The sequence below is a fragment of the Jiella soli genome (genome assembly GCF_020615385.1).
In the GTDB taxonomy this organism is placed as follows: domain Bacteria; phylum Pseudomonadota; class Alphaproteobacteria; order Rhizobiales; family Rhizobiaceae; genus VKMB-3413.
Window position 1 is genome coordinate 17,283 of record NZ_JAJAVB010000025.1, and the last position, 14,844, is coordinate 32,126.

Annotated in this window: 13 protein-coding genes; 2 read left to right on the forward strand and 11 right to left on the reverse strand. The window is 69.1% G+C overall.

The annotated features are described in order from the left end of the window. Positions 1-11 precede the first annotated feature (11 nt). Positions 12-992, reverse strand: a complete 981-nt coding sequence (cbiB, locus tag LH400_RS14540) for an adenosylcobinamide-phosphate synthase CbiB (protein ID WP_229153462.1) — start codon at positions 990-992, stop codon at positions 12-14. 46 nt (positions 993-1,038) lie between these two features. Further along, a complete protein-coding gene (locus LH400_RS14545) occupies positions 1,039-2,346 on the reverse strand; it encodes a cobyrinic acid a,c-diamide synthase CobB (protein ID WP_229153463.1) in 1,308 nt (435 codons plus the stop codon). A 254-nt stretch (positions 2,347-2,600) separates the two neighbouring features. Between LH400_RS14545 and LH400_RS14550 the strand changes: the two genes are divergently transcribed. Both LH400_RS14550 and LH400_RS14555 read left to right on the forward strand, forming a co-directional pair. Then, the gene (locus LH400_RS14550; protein WP_229153464.1) at positions 2,601-3,725 is read left to right on the forward strand and encodes a cobalt-precorrin-5B (C(1))-methyltransferase; all 1,125 of its coding nucleotides are present in this window, start codon (positions 2,601-2,603) and stop codon (positions 3,723-3,725) included. Continuing rightward, complete coding sequence (locus LH400_RS14555; RefSeq protein WP_229153465.1) at positions 3,709-4,467, forward strand: cobalt-precorrin-6A reductase; 759 nt, start codon at positions 3,709-3,711, stop codon at positions 4,465-4,467. Before LH400_RS14550 ends, LH400_RS14555 begins: the two co-directional genes overlap by 17 nt. 21 nt (positions 4,468-4,488) lie before the next feature. On the opposite strand, the gene cobM is transcribed toward LH400_RS14555, so the two are convergent. From cobM to LH400_RS14600, 9 genes are all read right to left on the reverse strand, one after another. Beyond that, the gene (cobM, locus tag LH400_RS14560; RefSeq protein ID WP_229153466.1) at positions 4,489-5,268 is read right to left on the reverse strand and encodes a precorrin-4 C(11)-methyltransferase; all 780 of its coding nucleotides are present in this window, start codon (positions 5,266-5,268) and stop codon (positions 4,489-4,491) included. A 21-nt stretch (positions 5,269-5,289) separates the two neighbouring features. Further along, positions 5,290-5,652: an HVO_A0114 family putative DNA-binding protein gene (locus LH400_RS14565; RefSeq protein WP_229153467.1), complete on the reverse strand. Its 363-nt coding sequence runs from the start codon at positions 5,650-5,652 to the stop codon at positions 5,290-5,292. Next, the gene (locus tag LH400_RS14570; protein ID WP_229153468.1) at positions 5,645-5,935 is read right to left on the reverse strand and encodes a toxin-antitoxin system TumE family protein; all 291 of its coding nucleotides are present in this window, start codon (positions 5,933-5,935) and stop codon (positions 5,645-5,647) included. Before LH400_RS14570 ends, LH400_RS14565 begins: the two co-directional genes overlap by 8 nt. Beyond that, complete coding sequence (cobJ, locus tag LH400_RS14575) at positions 5,932-7,725, reverse strand: precorrin-3B C(17)-methyltransferase (protein ID WP_229153469.1); 1,794 nt, start codon at positions 7,723-7,725, stop codon at positions 5,932-5,934. Before cobJ ends, LH400_RS14570 begins: the two co-directional genes overlap by 4 nt. Before the next feature lie 71 nt (positions 7,726-7,796). Then, entirely contained in the window at positions 7,797-8,555 is a 759-nt protein-coding gene (cobI, locus tag LH400_RS14580; protein ID WP_229153470.1) for a precorrin-2 C(20)-methyltransferase, read from the reverse strand. A gap of 2 nt (positions 8,556-8,557) precedes the next feature. Next, positions 8,558-9,835, reverse strand: coding sequence for a precorrin-6y C5,15-methyltransferase (decarboxylating) subunit CbiE (gene cbiE, locus LH400_RS14585; protein ID WP_229153471.1), 1,278 nt, complete (start codon positions 9,833-9,835; stop codon positions 8,558-8,560). A gap of 1 nt (position 9,836) precedes the next feature. Further along, on the reverse strand, positions 9,837-10,472 hold the full coding sequence (locus LH400_RS14590) for a precorrin-8X methylmutase (RefSeq protein ID WP_229154397.1): 636 nt from the start codon (positions 10,470-10,472) through the stop codon (positions 9,837-9,839). A 917-nt stretch (positions 10,473-11,389) separates the two neighbouring features. Then, positions 11,390-12,523: a sirohydrochlorin chelatase gene (locus tag LH400_RS14595; protein WP_229153472.1), complete on the reverse strand. Its 1,134-nt coding sequence runs from the start codon at positions 12,521-12,523 to the stop codon at positions 11,390-11,392. Between the two features lie 279 nt (positions 12,524-12,802). After that, entirely contained in the window at positions 12,803-14,755 is a 1,953-nt protein-coding gene (locus LH400_RS14600; protein ID WP_229153473.1) for a putative bifunctional diguanylate cyclase/phosphodiesterase, read from the reverse strand. Positions 14,756-14,844: the final 89 nt, after the last annotated feature.

Here is a 14,844-nt window from a genome sequence, read left to right on the forward strand (position 1 = left end):
CCGCGCCGCGCTCAGGGCAGGGACAGCAGGATCAGCAGCGCGGTCAGGCCCATGACGAGCAGCGAGGTCCGGTCGAACAGGGCGATCGCCCGGCCGATGTCTTGCGGCGTCGCGGCCCGGCGGCCGTCGCGGTGGATCGGCGGCGCGTCGACGATCAGCGCGCCGTAGCGGCGCGGACCGCCCAGCGCGACGTCGATGGCGGCGGCGACCGCCGCTTCCGGCCAGCCGGCATTGGGCGAGCGGTGGCTCGGCGCGTCGCGGCGCACGATCTTCCAGACGAGGCCGATCGCTCGGAAATCGAAGCGGGAAAGCCCGTGGGCGACCGCGATCAGCAGCGCGGCGAGGCGCGAGGCGGGCCAGTTCACCCAATCGTCGAGCCGAGCCGCCGCAAAGCCGAAGGCGCGGTGGCGCTCGCTCATATGGCCGATCATCGAATCCGCGGTGTTGATCGTCTTGTAGGCGAGAAGTCCCGGCAGGCCGAGGAGGAGATACCACAGAAAGGGCGCGACGAAGCCGTCCGAGGCGTTCTCGGCGAGGCTCTCGATCGCCGCGCGGCAGACTCCGGCCTCGTCGAGCTGGTCCGGATCGCGCCCGACGATCATCGACACCGCGCGGCGCCCGGCGACGAGGCCGCCGTCTGCGAGGGCGGTCTCCACCGCGCGGACATGGTCGATCAGGCTCTTCTGGGCGAGGAAGATGGCGACGATCAGCGCCTCGACGCACCAGCCGAGCGGCCCGAGGGCGCGCGAGACGGCGGAGATCAGCCCGCCCGCGACGAGCGCCGCGGCGACGAGAAAGCCGATGGCGAGGAAGCCGTTGCGCCGGCGTCCCGCCTCGGGAATGTCCGGTCGGTTGAGGCCGCGGTCCAGGATGTCGATGAAGCGGCCGATCAGCACGATCGGATGCGTGGTGCGCCGCCACAGCCAGTCCGGGTCACCGACGAGGCGGTCGATCAGCGTGCCGGCGAGAAGGATCGCGAGGCGCAGGGTCATCGACGGTTCCGCCGGATGCTGCTGCGGGCGGCTCGGGCAAGGCCGGTCATGCATCCTCCCCGTCGATCACATGCAGGAAGGACCCGCAGACCCGGCCGTTGACGAGCCCGAATGTCCCGAGATCGGCGCCGCGGGCGTCCGTGGCGCGAAACAGCGGTTCGCCCGGCCCCTCGCGGAGGATCGAAGCGTAGTGGAACTCATGCGCCCGCAGTCGCCGGGGAAAGGGAGTCTCGGCCAGCGTTTCCAGCCGGCGATATCCGAGATGCAGCCTGCGCTTCTCAAAGCTCGTGCGAAGCGGCAGCAGGCCGAGCATGGCATGGGTTTCGCCTTCAGCATCCGCCAGCGTCTCGCCCAGTACCATGTAGCCGCCGCACTCGCCGTAGACCGCTGCGCCGCGCATCGCCGCGGCGTGCATGCCCGCCTTGAAGCGGCCGGCGGCGGCGATCTTGCCGCCATGCAGCTCGGGATAGCCGCCGGGAAGATAGACGGCGTCGACGCCCTCCGGCGGCGCCTCGTCGGCGAGCGGCGAGAAGACCGAGATCTCCGCGCCGCGCCGCCGCCAGCCCTCGACGAGATGCGGATAGGCGAAGGCGAAGGCCTCGTCGCGGGCCATCGCGATCCGCTGCCCGAGCGGCGGCAGCGGCATGTCGGAGAGCGAGGCGGCGCCGCCTTGTCCATCCCGTCCCTCCGCCAGGCGCGCAAGCGCGGCAAGGTCGGCACCGTCCGCCAGCCAGTCCGCGGCGCGCTCCAGGAACGCGTCGAGATCGTTATGCTCGCCAGCCTGGACGAGGCCGAGATGGCGCTCCGGCAGGACGAGCTCGGCCCGGCGCGGCAGGATGGCGAGGACGGGGATGCCGAGCGGGGCCAGCGCGTCCTTCAGGAGCCCTGCATGGCGCTCCGAGCCGACCCGGTTGAGGATCAGCCCGGCGAGCGGAACGTCGGGTCTGTGGGTCGCGAACCCCCGAACCAGCGCGGCGACCGAATGCGACTGCTTCGCGCAATCGACGACGAGCACGACGGAGAGGCCGAGCATCGCCGCAAGATCGGCGGCCGAGCCGCTGCCGTCCGCCGCGCCATCGAACAGGCCCATCATCGCCTCGACGACGAAGGCCTGCGCCTGCGCCCGCGCTTCCGCCGCGAGGCCGGCGAGAAGCTCCGGCCGCATCGCCCATGGGTCGAGATTGACGCAAGGGCTGCCGGACGCTGCGGCGTGGAAGGCCGGGTCGATGTAGTCCGGCCCCGCCTTGGCCGAGCGCACCGCGACGCCGCTTCGCCCGAGCGCGCGCAGGAGCGCCAGCGTGACCGTCGTCTTGCCGGCGCCGGAGGAAGGGGCTGCGATGAGGAGCCCGGTCATGGGGCCAGTCTCCAGCAGGCAAAGCGGTCCGGCCGCGTTCTTCTCCCCCGCGGAGAGAAGTGCCCAGCAGGGCGATGAGAGGACCTGGGCCGGCCATCAGGCCAGTGGCCGCTGCGCGTCACGCCCTCATCCGCATCGCTTGCCTTGCCACCTTCTCCTCGTCGAGGCGAACGAAGGCGCCTGCCTCGGCTTCGTCTCGGCAGGCCGGGAAAGGTCCCGATTTCTTCCACGGCGAACTCGGCTATAAGCCGGCCATGGGATTCAACCGCAGCGAGGACAGGGCCGACGGGCCGCGGGAGGACAGGCCGCTCCGGCGCGGCTGGACGACCGGCGCCTGCGCCACGGCCGCGACCAAGGCGGCGCTGACGGCGCTCCTGACCGGCGCCTTTCCCGATCCCGTCGCAATCAGGCTGCCGAAGGGCGAGACGCCGAGCTTCGCGCTCAATCGCCATGGGTTGAATGAGGACCGGGCCATGGCCGCGATCGTCAAGGATGCCGGCGACGATCCGGACGTCACCCATCTGGCCGAGATTGTCGCGGAGGTGCGCTTCGGTGGGCCGGGAACGGGTCTTCTGTTCGAGGCGGGCGAGGGCGTCGGCACCGTCACCCGCGCCGGGCTGCCGATCCCGCCCGGCGAGCCGGCGATCAATCCGGTGCCGCGGCAGATGATGCGCGCGGTGGTCGAGGCAATCTGCGCCGAACATGGCCGGCCGGCCGACATCACGGTCACCATCGGCGTTACCGGCGGCACGGCGCTCGCCGCCAAGACCTGGAACCCGCGGCTCGGCATCGTCGGCGGTCTGTCGATCCTCGGCACGACCGGTATCGTCCATCCCTTCTCCTGCTCGGCGTGGATCCATTCCATCCACCGCGGCATCGACGTCGCCCGTGCCGCCGGCCTCGCCCATGTCGTGGGATCGACCGGCTCGGCGAGCGAATCGGCCGCCCATGCGCTCTACCCCGATCTGCCCGAGATCTCCTATCTCGACATGGGCGACTTTGCCGGCGGATTGATGAAATATCTGCGAGCCCATCCGGTGGAGAGGCTCACCATCGCCGGCGGCTTCGCCAAGCTGACCAAGCTGGCGCAAGGCGCGATGGACCTTCATTCCGGCCGCAGCCAAGTGGATCTTTCCTTCCTTTCCGACCTCGTCCGGACGATCGCCCCGGAAGCCGGGAAACGTCTGGAGCCTCAGATCCTCGCCGCCAACACTGCCAAGGAGGTGCTCGACCTCTGCCGGGGCGAGGGCCTCGACCTTGCCGGTTGCGTCGCCGAGCAGGCGCGGGCGGCCGCGACGACGATCCTCCGCGGCGCGCCGGTCGCGGTGGAGATCGTCGTCACCGATCGAAATGGAGCCATTCTTGCCCGAGCCGGCTGAAGCGATCCTGATCCTCGGCGGCACCGCCGAGGCGAACGATCTCGCCCGGCGGCTGCGGGCGGCGCGGCCGGGGACGCGGATCGTCCTGTCGCTGGCGGGCCGAACTCGCGCGCCGGTCCTGCCCGAAAACGTCGAGGTCCGGATCGGCGGCTTCGGCGGCGCGGGCGGCCTCGCTTCCTTCCTCGCGGCAGAGAGAGTCGGTCGAATGATCGACGCGACCCACCCCTTCGCCGCCGGCATCAGCCGCAATGCAGCGGAGGCAGCGGATCGCGCCGGCGTCGCCCGCCTCGTCGTGATGCGTCCGCCCTGGGACGCGGCACCCGGCGACCGCTGGCACGTTGTGGATTGCCTCGCCGCGGCGCGCGATGCTTTGCCGGCAAAGTCGCGTGTCTTCCTGGCGCTCGGGCGCCAGCATCTTGCGCCCTTCCGCCACCTGTCCGACATCGCCTTCGTCACTCGCATGATCGAGCCGCCGGATCCGCCGCTGCCCTTTCCGGCGGAGATCCTGCTCGGCCGCCCGGAGCCGGATGTGGAGGCCGAGGCCGCGTTGCTTGCCCGCCTCGTCGTCACCCATCTCGTCTGCCGCAATTCCGGCGGCGCGGCCTCATACGCCAAGGTCGCAGCGGCCCGAAAGCTCGGCCTGCCGGTGATCATGATCGGCCGGCCGCCGGCACCGCCGGGGCCGCTCGTGGCGAGCGTGGGAGAGGCGCTGGCATATCTCGGCATCGATCCCTCCGGCTGATCGAACGGGCGGGACCGCTCGTCAGGACGCCGCCGCTTTGCGCTTCGGTCTGAGCACATGGACATGGGACGCATCGTAGAGGCGGGAATCGATGAAATCCGTCGCGCCGAGCGCCCGTCCGACGAAGATCAGCGCCGTGCGCGTCAGCTTGGCTGCGCGGATCTTCTGGTGGATGTCCGACAGCGTCCCCTTGATAAACGCCTCGTCCGGCCAGCCGACCCGGTAGGCGACGATCGCCGGACAGTCCGGGCCATAGGCCGGAAGCGGCGTCAGCTCGCGCTGGATATGGCCGATATTGCGGACCGACAGGTGGATCGCCAGCGTCGCACCGCTCTTGCCGAGCGTTGCGAGCTCCTCGCCCTCCGGCATCTTCGATGACTTCATCGCGGTGCGCGTGAGGATCACCGTCTGGCAGAGTTCCGGCACGGTGAGCTCGGTCTTCAGAGCGGCGGCGGCCGCGGCGAAGGCCGGCACGCCCGGCGTGATCTCGTAGGGAATGGCGAGCGCATCCAGCCGGCGCATCTGTTCGGCGATCGCGCCGTAGAGCGAGGGATCGCCCGAATGCACCCGCGCGACGTCCTCGCCTCGCTCATGCGCGGCCGCGATCTCCGCGACGATCTCGTCGAGCGTCATCGGCGCGGTGTCGAGGACCCGCGCGCCCTCGGGCGCCGCCTTCACGACCTCTTCCGGAACCAGCGAGCTGGCATAGAGGCAGACGGGGCAACGCTCGATCAGCCGCAGGCCCCGCACGGTAATGAGGTCGGGCGCGCCGGGGCCGGCGCCGATGAAATGGACGGTCATGATTTCCTGTGATGTGCGATGTCAGGCGGCGTTGGCGATCGAGACTTCGGCGGTGATCTTCGACCAGGGAACGAAGACGCGGCCCTCCTCGTCGGTCTCGATCAGGCCGAGCTGCTTCAGATTTTCCACGTCCTGCGCGACCGGCGCGGCCTCGCGGCCGACTAGACCCGGCAGGGCATCCGGCTGGATGGCTCCGCTCTCCTGCAGCGACCGCAACATGGCCCAGCGCTCCGGCGTCATGGTCCGCCAGAGGTTCTCGATCGAATGAAATATGATCTGCGGGGTGTTCGGCGTCATGTCGCCGGCATCGATGCGGCGCGCTGCTGCCATGATCTCGTCGTGAAAGGCCTCGTGCGTTCTGACGGCCAGAATGACTTCATCCATTGCCAGTCTCCCGTTTCACATCCGCGTCGAAGTCCGCCATCAGGCGATGAAGCGAGACGAAGAGATAAGGCTCCTCCCGGTCTCTGTAGTGCCGGTGATCGCCTTTGCCGGTTTCGTTATCATAGCCGATAATTCGCTCGCCGGGGCGCCCGAAGAACAGGGAATATTTCAGCCCGCGGCGACGTTCCGGCGTCGGTTCGGGAAGGAGCCAGATCTTTCCTTCGCTGATGAAGCCTTCCGGCCAGACCTCTTTCCAGGAAAGCAGCAGACGCGTGCGGGTCACCGTCGACCGGCCTCCTCGTCCACGGTACCGGGTGCCATACCCGTCCCCGCCTTCCCGGCATATCCCCGCGGCGTATAGGCCCAGTGCCTGCCGTCGCCGGTCGCAACGATCCGCGTTTCCGACGAGCCGACGATCACGACCGTCAGCATGTCGACGTCGTCCACCTGAAGCTCCGCCAGCGGCACGATCCGCACCGTCTCCCCTTCGCGGCCGAGATTGGTGGCGAGGATCACGGGCGTGTCAGTCGGCCGGTGCTTCAGAAGCTCGTCGCGGGCGAAGGCGAGCTGCGTGCGGCGCTTCTGCGAGACCGGATTGTAGAAGGCGATGACGAAGTCCGCCTCGGCGGCCGCCCTGACGCGCCGCTGGATGTCCTCCCAGGGCGTCAGGAGGTCAGACAGCGAGATCGTGCAGAAGTCGTGGCCAAGCGGCGCGCCGGCTCTCGCCGCGGCCGCCTGCAGTGCGGAGATACCCGGCGCGCATTGAATGGCGATGCGGCGTGCGGCGTTTGAGACGTTCCCCTTGTCGATCAGCTCGAAGACCAGCGTCGCCATCGCATAGATGCCGGCGTCGCCCGAACAGACGAGCGCGACGGTCCTGCCCTCGCCGGCAAGTTCCATCGCGTGGCGCACCCGCGCCTCCTCCTTGCCGAGAGCGAAGTCGTGCCGCGTCTTGCCCTCCGAGAGGGGGCCGAGGAGATCGAGATAGAGCGAATAGCCGACGAGATCGCTCGCCTCGGTGATCATCCGGCTCACCTCGGGTGAGCGCCATGCGTCCTGGCCGGGCCCGATGCCGACGACGAAGAGCGTGCCGCGCACGCGGCCGAAGGAGGTGGCATCGAGCGGCGCTGGGGCCTCGCCCAGCGCTGCGGTGATGCGGCGGCCCTTGCGCTTGGCGATCCGCAGGCGCCCGTCGGCGCCGACGGCCGCGAGCGCAGCACCTTCGGCGACGCCATGGCAGCCGATCTCGGCAAAGACGATGTCGGAGGGATTCGCGAGCCGCGGCGTCTCCGCCTCCAGCCGCTCCACCGGAAAGAACCGGGCGGGAACGCCGAACCGGTCGGCGACGGCGTGCACGGCCGCCTCGTCTGCCTTGATGTCGACGGAGACCACGGCGGCGAGCGACAACGGGCTGACACCGGCCTCGGCTAGCACAGACTTCGCCAGTTCGATCGCCGCTTCCGGCGGTGCATGACGCTCCGCGCCGATGCCGAGGACGAGCGTCTTCGGCCGGAAGAGAAGCTCGCCGCCGCGGGGCGCGCGCGCCTCGTCCGAGACCGCCAGCAGAATCGATCCGTCCGCGGCGAAGGGGATGCGTCCGGCCTGGAGCCAGGGCGCCGGCCCCGCGACGCGCGCGCTGGCTCCGGCGAGAAGATCGGCCGTCACGTCCTTGGCGTCCTCCGGGTTTTCCAGCACCCAGCCGGGCGGCGGTGCGTCCAGCGCAATGCCGAGGGCGAGATCGCCGGCGGTCGTCACGGCGGCGAATCCGTCGGTTACGCCCGCGACCGTTCGCGCCAGCGCGTTGGCGCCGTGATGGCCGCCGAGAAGCGGCACCACGGCCGAGCCGTCCTCGGCGACCGCCACGACCGGCGGCTCCGCGCGCTTGTCGGCGAGGAGCGGTGCGAGGATGCGGATCAAGGCGCCCGTCGCCATGACCGCGACGATCGGCCGTCCCTGACGGAAGAGTTCGCGCAGATGTGTTGCCGCGCTGTCGAAGGTGACGGCCGCGCCGGCGACGCGCTTGGCCGCACCATGAACCTCGCCTCGGATCGCCTGCGCGATGCCGCTGGCCATCGGCAGCGCCGTCTCGCCCAGAATGACGACGGCCGGCCGTCGGGCCGCGGAACGGGGATCCGCCGAGCCCATCAGACGGCCTCGCTTTCGACCCCGAAGACGAGCGCGGCGCCCGTTCGGCGCAGGATCGCCGGTTCGGTTCCGCGATAGCCGAGGATCATCGAGAAATAGGGGGCATCGCCGGTGACCTCGCGAAGCGGCACGACGCGCTCTTCGGGCAGCGAGATGCGTTCGCAATAGGTGCAGGCGCCTAAGAGGCCGAGCCGGCCGAGCAGCGCTCTGACCCGTTCGAGATGCCGGCCGAGCTTCATGATCGCGAAGGCCTCGCATGCGGCGATCTGCGCCTCGAGCGCTGCGTCGTCGAGCGGGCCGGGGATCACCGTCAGGACGTCGTTGCGGGCGCTGAGCGGACGCCTGGACGCGGCGGCCGCGGCCGTCACCGAGGCGACGCCCGGCACGATCTCGGTCGGGTAGCGGTCCGCCAGCCGTTCGAAGAGATACATGAAGGAGCCGTAGAAGAACGGATCGCCCTCGCAGAGGACGGCGACGTTTCGGCCTTCGTCCAGATGGCCGGCGATCCTCTCCGCCGCGCGGTCGTAGATTTCGGCGGCGGGGAAGCGCTCGATGCGCATCGGCACGGCAATCGCGATCTCTTCCTGGCTCGGCGAGAGATAGCCGGCGACGATCGACCGCGCGAAGCTCTCGCCGCCCTCAGGCGCCGGATAGGCCACCACCGGCGCCGCCTTCAGGAGCCGCAGCGCCTTCAGCGTCACGAGTTCCGGATCGCCCGGCCCGACGCCGAGCCCGACAAGCCTCCCGGTTGCCGTCATGCTCATCGTGCCTTGGTCAGGTGCCAGTGGAGAACCGGCATGGCCGGCTTGAAGCCGCGATAGGGTCCGACCTTTTCGGCCCGCTCCACCCCGATCCGCATCAGTTCGCCGCCGAGCCGGGCGTGCAGGTCGAGCAGGATCGCCTCCGATTCCAGCGTCACGGCATGGGCGACGATCCGTCCGCCGGGCTTGAGCGCATCAAAGGCGCCGTCGAAGACGCCGTCGGTGAGGCCGCCGCCGATGAAGACCGCATCCGGCGCGGGAAGGCCGGCATAGGCCGCCGGCGCCGCGCCTTCGAGCATTCGCAGGTCCGGCACGCCCAGCGTCGCGGCGTTCTCCGCGATCATTGCGAGGCGTTCCGGCTTGGGCTCGATGGCGATCGCGGCCATGCGCGGACCCGCGCGCAGCCATTCCACGGCGATCGAGCCGGAGCCCGCCCCGACGTCCCAGAGGAGCGCGCCGGGCAGGGGCTCCAGCGCCGCTATGGCAAGCGCGCGCAGCACCCGCTTGGTCATCTTGCCGTCGTGGACGAAGGCGTCGTCGGGAAGACCCGGCACCTGTGCGCGCGGCGTCGCGGCGCGGCCGGCGCTGCATTCGATCGCGACCGTGTTCAGCGATGCGCCGTCCTCGAGGTCGAAGCCGGCCGCCGTCGTCGTCAAAAGCCGCTCGCGCTCGCCGCCGAGATGTTCGCAGATTGTGATCCGGCTCGGTCCGTATCCTCTTGCGGTGAGGATCCGCGCGATCTCGCGCGGCGAGGTCTCGTCCTCGGACAGGATCAGGAGCCGCGCATCCGGCGCAAGATGGCGCGACAGGGCGTCGACCGGCCTGGCGTGGACCGTGAGGCAGGTGCAGTCGGCAAGCGGCCAGCGGAGCCGGCTCGCCGCGAGCGAGAAGGCGGACGGGGCCGGGATGACCCGCATCTCGTCCGCCGGCACATGGCGGGCGAGCGTCGCGCCGACGCCGAACCACATCGGATCGCCGGTGGCGAGCACGACGGTGGGAAAGCCCGTCCGCTCGAGCAGGCGGTCGAGGGAATCGGAGAAGGGCTTGTCCCAGAGGATCGTCTCGGCCGCCGTGTCGCCGAGCATGGATAGATGCCGCTCACCCCCGAAAATCGCCTCGGCCCGGTCGAGAGCCGCAAGCGCTTCGCCCGACAGGCTCGCAAGGCCGGCATCGCCGATGCCGACGACAGTGAGCCAGGGCCCGCCGGTTCGTGCGTCCGGCGCCTCGGCATCATCCGCCGTGCGCCCGCTCAGCCAAGGGCGAACCGGATCGGCCATGTCACTCGAGACCCTTGGCGAGGGCGTTGACCGCCGCCGCCGCGAGGGCGCTGCCGCCGCGGCGCCCGGAGAGGGTGACGAAGGGTATGCCGCGCGAATCGGCGGCGAGCGCGGCCTTGGCCTCGGCCGCGCCGACGAAGCCGACCGGCAGGCCGATGATCAGCGCCGGCTTCGGGGCGCCCTCGTCGAGGCGTTCCAGCAGCCGGAACAGTGCCGTCGGCGCATTGCCGATCGCAATCACCGCGCCCTCCATGAGGTCGGTCCACAGATCGACCTGGGCGGCCGAGCGCGTCGTCTCGTCGCGCTCGGCCAGCCGGCGCGTGCGCGGATCGGTCAGACGGCAGATGATCTTGTTCTGATGCGGCATGTTGGCCGAGATGATGCCGTGCGAGACCATTTCCGAATCGCACAGGATCGGCGCGCCGGACTGCAGCGCGGCACGGCCAGCCGCGACCGCGCCCTCCGAAACGACAAGGTCGGCGGTGATGTCGGTCATGCCGCAGGCGTGGATCATGCGGATGGCGAGATCCTGCGCGTCCTCCGCCACGCCCGACAGATCGGCCTCCTCGCGGATGATCCGGAAGCTTTCCGCATAGATCGCCGCGGGATCGCGCAGATAGCCCCGCGTCGGCGCCACGGCGATCGAGGGTTCCTCGAGGCTGTCGTCGACCACCAACTGGCCGAGGCCGGCAATCCAGCCTTCCTCGGACAAAACGGCGCGGCGTTCGTCTTCGGAGAGATCGTTCGGTTCGGCAAGCAGCATGTCCAGCCGGCCGTCGGCGTCGACGCGGGCGAACAGCTCGGCGAAGAACTCGACCTGCGCCTCGTCGAGACAGGACTTCTCGCCCTTCTCGATCGGCAGGAGGCCGGGATAGATCTCGGCGAGCACGATCGGCTGGGAGAGATCTTCGGCAAAGTGCGTCTGGAACGGCCAGACTGCGAGCTTGCCGGCAAATTCCGCGTCGCGGCGCAGATGTTCGAGCCGGGCGATGCCGGTGATCGCCTGGCTGCCGACCGAGCCGGTGAAGTTGAGTTTCCAGACCGGCTGCGCCCGCACCGTGCGGGATTCCGCCATGCGGTGCTCGGGCAGCGCGGTCGGATAGGGGTTGGGCTTGGCGACCGACAGGCCGGGGATCTCCTGGTGCATCGGGCGGCCCCAATACATTGGCGCGAAGGCGAGCCGTTCGCGGTTGAGCCGGCCCGGCACCTCGAAGCGGTTGGAGAAATTGTCGTCCCGGTCCTGCATCGCCTCGGCGAAATAGGCCCAGAGCGCCTGCCAGTCGGCCTCGCCGGTGATCGCGGCGGCAGCTCCCGCCGGATAGCCCATCGGGAAGTCGAAGCCGGCGATCACCCGCTTTTCCTCCGCGAGCGCGTCGCGGAAGAATTGCCGGAGTTTTGCCATGGCCGCCGAGCGCGTCGGCGGGTTGACCGTCTCGATCAGTCGGGCCTCGCGGCCGTTGCGTTCGGCGAAGGCGATCCAGATGGAATCCTTGCCGGTCGTCGGCGTGTTGGAAGCCGACCAGTCGACGATCGCGTAACGGTCGAACAATGCGGTCATCGGCGGCTCATCGATCGCGGGCCGAGCGGATGCCCGGCGTGGGGGTAGGGGTGGTGATGGTGGCCGTTGGCCCCGTGCGCGTGGCCGTGGCCATGCGCATGATCGTGATCATGCCCGCCGTCATGGTCATGATGATGTCCATCATGGTGATGGTGGTCATTGCCATGCGTATGGGCGTGCGAATGGCCGTCCTTAGCCGCGATGTCGGCCGCCCGGCAGGCGCCGGTGCAGACCGTGTCGCAGAGCGTGCAGTCGGCCGCCGAGCCGATCCCCTCGACATGGTGGTGATGGCTCTCCTGGGCGAGCCCGACCTCCGCCTCGAAGCCCAGCACCTGCTCGCGGTATTTGCACATCTGGCAGTTCATGTTGTTGGTGCCTTCGAGGATCTCGGCAAGCCGGTCGACGAAGGTCTCCACCACAAGATCGTGCGCGCCGAGATAGGGCGCCTTGAGGAATGTGATCTCCGGGTGGCGCTCGGCCACGAGGTCGGTCTGATCGTAGATGCGCCGCACCAGGACCCCGGTGAACAGGAAATAGGGAAAGACGACGATCCTCTTGTAGCCGAGACGGCTCGCATGTTCGAGGCCCGGCTCGACCAGCGGAAAGGTGACGCCGGAATAGGCGGTCTCGCCCCAGCCGAAGCCTAGCCCTTCCCAGAGCATGCGCATGACCTTGGCCACGTTGGAATTGGCGTCGGGGTCGGAGGCGCCCCGGCCGACGACGACCAGCATGGTGTCGTGCAGCGGCTCGCCGTCATGCCAGCCGGCGGAGCGGAGGCATTCCCGGATCCGCTCGCCGGCAGCGCGGATCATCTTCGGGTCGATGCCGAGCTCGCGCCCGTAGCGGATCTCGACGCCGTTCTTGGCCGCATAGGTGTTGAGGACGGACGGGATGTCGTTCTTGGCGTGGCCGGCGGCGAACAACATGCCCGGCAGCGCCTCGATCCGCGTGGCGCCCGAGGCGCGCAGCTGGTCGAGGCCGTCGCGGATGATCGGCTTGGCGAATTCGAGATAGCCGTATTCGGTGTACCAGTCGGGCAGCCGCGCGCGCAGCTTGTCCGCGAGGCCCGCGAATTCCGTCACCGCGCCGGCATCGCGGCTGCCGTGGCCGCAGAGCATCAAAGCCTTCATGAGATCGCCTCCGTCCTTCTGTCTCGACGCCGGAGGAGCCGCCGCCGGCGACAGGCCGGATGGCGAATCGATCCGACAGCTTCCGTCTAGGCCCCCTGCTTGGGTCGGCCGCACCGGAATCCGTTTCAGCCCGTCGGGCGGGCACCGTCAGTGAAGGGCAAGCGGTAGAGGGGATTTCCGGCGCGGTCAAATGGGCCGCAGCGGAAAGTCTCCCGGTCAGTCGCGGCGGCCGGTGCGCTCGAAGCAAAGCCGGGCCGCCGGCCGGGCCGGCCGCATGGCTCAAGCGGACGCGACCGACGGAAGGGCGGGCGCGCGGGCCGGTATCTCGGAATGAGCGCCATGCTCGGCGAACCAGGAGACGATGTCGTCGGCGGGGATCGGTCTGCCGAAATAATATCCCTGGAAATGCCGGAATCCGAGGCCGTGGAGAATGTGCAGCTGGTCCGCCTCCTCGACGCCTTCGACGATGCAGCTGAGATCGACCGAGGAACACAGCGCCAGGATCGAGCAGAGGAGATTGCGTCCCTGCACCGTTCCGCATTCGCCGACGAAGCTGCGATCGATCTTCACCTTGTTCACCGCCAGCCGGTTCAGATAGCTGAGGCTCGAATAGCCGGTACCGAAGTCGTCGAGCGCGATCTCGACGCCGAGCGCCCGAAGGAGGTCGATCGACTGCCGGGCGGCCTCGAAATCGGCCAGGACGGCGGTCTCGGTCAGCTCGATGATCAACCTCGAAGCATCGACCCCGCTCTTGCGCACCAGCGAGACGAGGATGAGCATCATCGCCGGCGTGACGTCGTGGGCGGACAGGTTGAAGGACAGCTTCACCCCCGCCGGAAGCCGCTCGACGAGCTTCAGCGCCTTCGCCAGAAGGAGCGGCGTAAGCTTCTGGATCAGCCCTGTGCGTTCGGCGACGCAGATGAAGATATCAGGCCGGACATTGCCGAGCGTCGGGCTCCGCCAGCGGGCGAGAGCTTCGACCGCGAAGGCCCGCCCCGTCCTGCCGTCGACGATCGGCTGCAGATGGATCTCCATCTCGCTTTCGAGGTCGGCCGTCCTGAGGGCCGCCTCGACGGCCCGGTCTGACTGGATCTCGGTCTCGTGGTCGATGGAGTAGAGCGTCGCGGTGCCGCGGGCGGCGAGCTTCGAGCGATAGAGCGCATAGTCGGCGTGGTCGAACAGCTGGTGCGCCGTCGCGCCGGCACCCGGAAACTCGGCAACGCCGCAGGACGCGCCGATGGATACCGACAGCCCGTCGATGTCGAAGGGCAGGGACAAGACGTCGCAGACGCGTTGGGCGAGGGCGAGGGCACCTTTGCCGTCGTCCTCGGCCAGCATGCCGAATTCGTCTCCCCCCAGTCTCGCCACGAGCACCGTCCCGTCGACGCAATCCCGCAGCCTGTCTCCGACCTTTTCGAGGAGCCGGTCGCCGACGAGATGGCCGTGCGTGTCGTTGATCGGCTTGAAGCGGTCGAGATCGAGGACGATGACGCAGAAGCCGTCGCCCCCGTGCTCGACGCGGCTCGCGAGCTCCGCCAGGAAGTGCCGTCGGTTCGGCAGGCCGACCAGGACGTCGGTATGGGCAAGCCGCAGGTTCTCCCGGCCCAGACGCTCGGTTTCGCCGCGCGAGGCGATCAGCTCGGCGAAGCTGCGAAAGCTGTTGAACACGACCTGGATCATCACGCATGTGACCAGGAACATGTTCATGCCGATCGCCACGAGCACGGAATTGCCGCTTGACAGATAGAAGGCGAGAGAGGGGACCGATACCACCAGCGTGACGGCAAGGGCCGCCTGCGGCAGATGCAGCAGGCAGAAGATGCAGCCGATGACCGTGACCGCGATGAACACCGCCACATGCGCATGCTCATAGGCGCCGCCATAGGAATTCAGCCCGAGCGACCAGGCGCAATAGCCGGCGGAGAGGACAGCCGCCAGGAGGATGGTGAGCTGCAGCTGCGCTCTTGCGCTCGCCACGCCCGTCGGCCGGTTGCGTCTGAGAACCCAGTCCACCAGCCGCCAGACGGAGACCGTGACGAGAACGAGCGGCACTCCGACTGTCATCCAGTCCGGGGCAAGACCATGATGGGTGTAGGCAACGGCGGCCGCATTGACGCAGAGGAGTGCATAGAGCAGCGGCACCTGCCGCTGCAGCTCCTTGTGCTGCTCCAAGATGACCTCTGCCGCAGCGTGCCTGAGGCACAGCCAGCCGACAACCTTCGAAATGGGCATCATATCGACCCTGAACTTCCACTTCCCCAAGGTATCGGAGAGAAGTGAACGTGAGGTGTCTTGAAGCGGCAGTCCCTCAGCGTGGCTCG

Coding starts and splice junctions, on each gene's coding strand:
- LH400_RS14550 (WP_229153464.1), top strand. CDS start 2,601: ATGGGATTCAACCGCAGCGAGGACAGGGCCGACGGGCCGCGGGAGGAC.
- LH400_RS14600 (WP_229153473.1), bottom strand. CDS start 14,755: ATGCCCATTTCGAAGGTTGTCGGCTGGCTGTGCCTCAGGCACGCTGCG.
- LH400_RS14595 (WP_229153472.1), bottom strand. CDS start 12,523: ATGAAGGCTTTGATGCTCTGCGGCCACGGCAGCCGCGATGCCGGCGCG.
- LH400_RS14565 (WP_229153467.1), bottom strand. CDS start 5,652: ATGGATGAAGTCATTCTGGCCGTCAGAACGCACGAGGCCTTTCACGAC.
- cbiB (WP_229153462.1), bottom strand. CDS start 992: ATGACCCTGCGCCTCGCGATCCTTCTCGCCGGCACGCTGATCGACCGC.
- cobM (WP_229153466.1), bottom strand. CDS start 5,268: ATGACCGTCCATTTCATCGGCGCCGGCCCCGGCGCGCCCGACCTCATT.
- LH400_RS14545 (WP_229153463.1), bottom strand. CDS start 2,346: ATGACCGGGCTCCTCATCGCAGCCCCTTCCTCCGGCGCCGGCAAGACG.
- cbiE (WP_229153471.1), bottom strand. CDS start 9,835: ATGGCCGATCCGGTTCGCCCTTGGCTGAGCGGGCGCACGGCGGATGAT.
- cobJ (WP_229153469.1), bottom strand. CDS start 7,725: ATGGCCAGCGGCATCGCGCAGGCGATCCGAGGCGAGGTTCATGGTGCG.
- cobI (WP_229153470.1), bottom strand. CDS start 8,555: ATGACGGCAACCGGGAGGCTTGTCGGGCTCGGCGTCGGGCCGGGCGAT.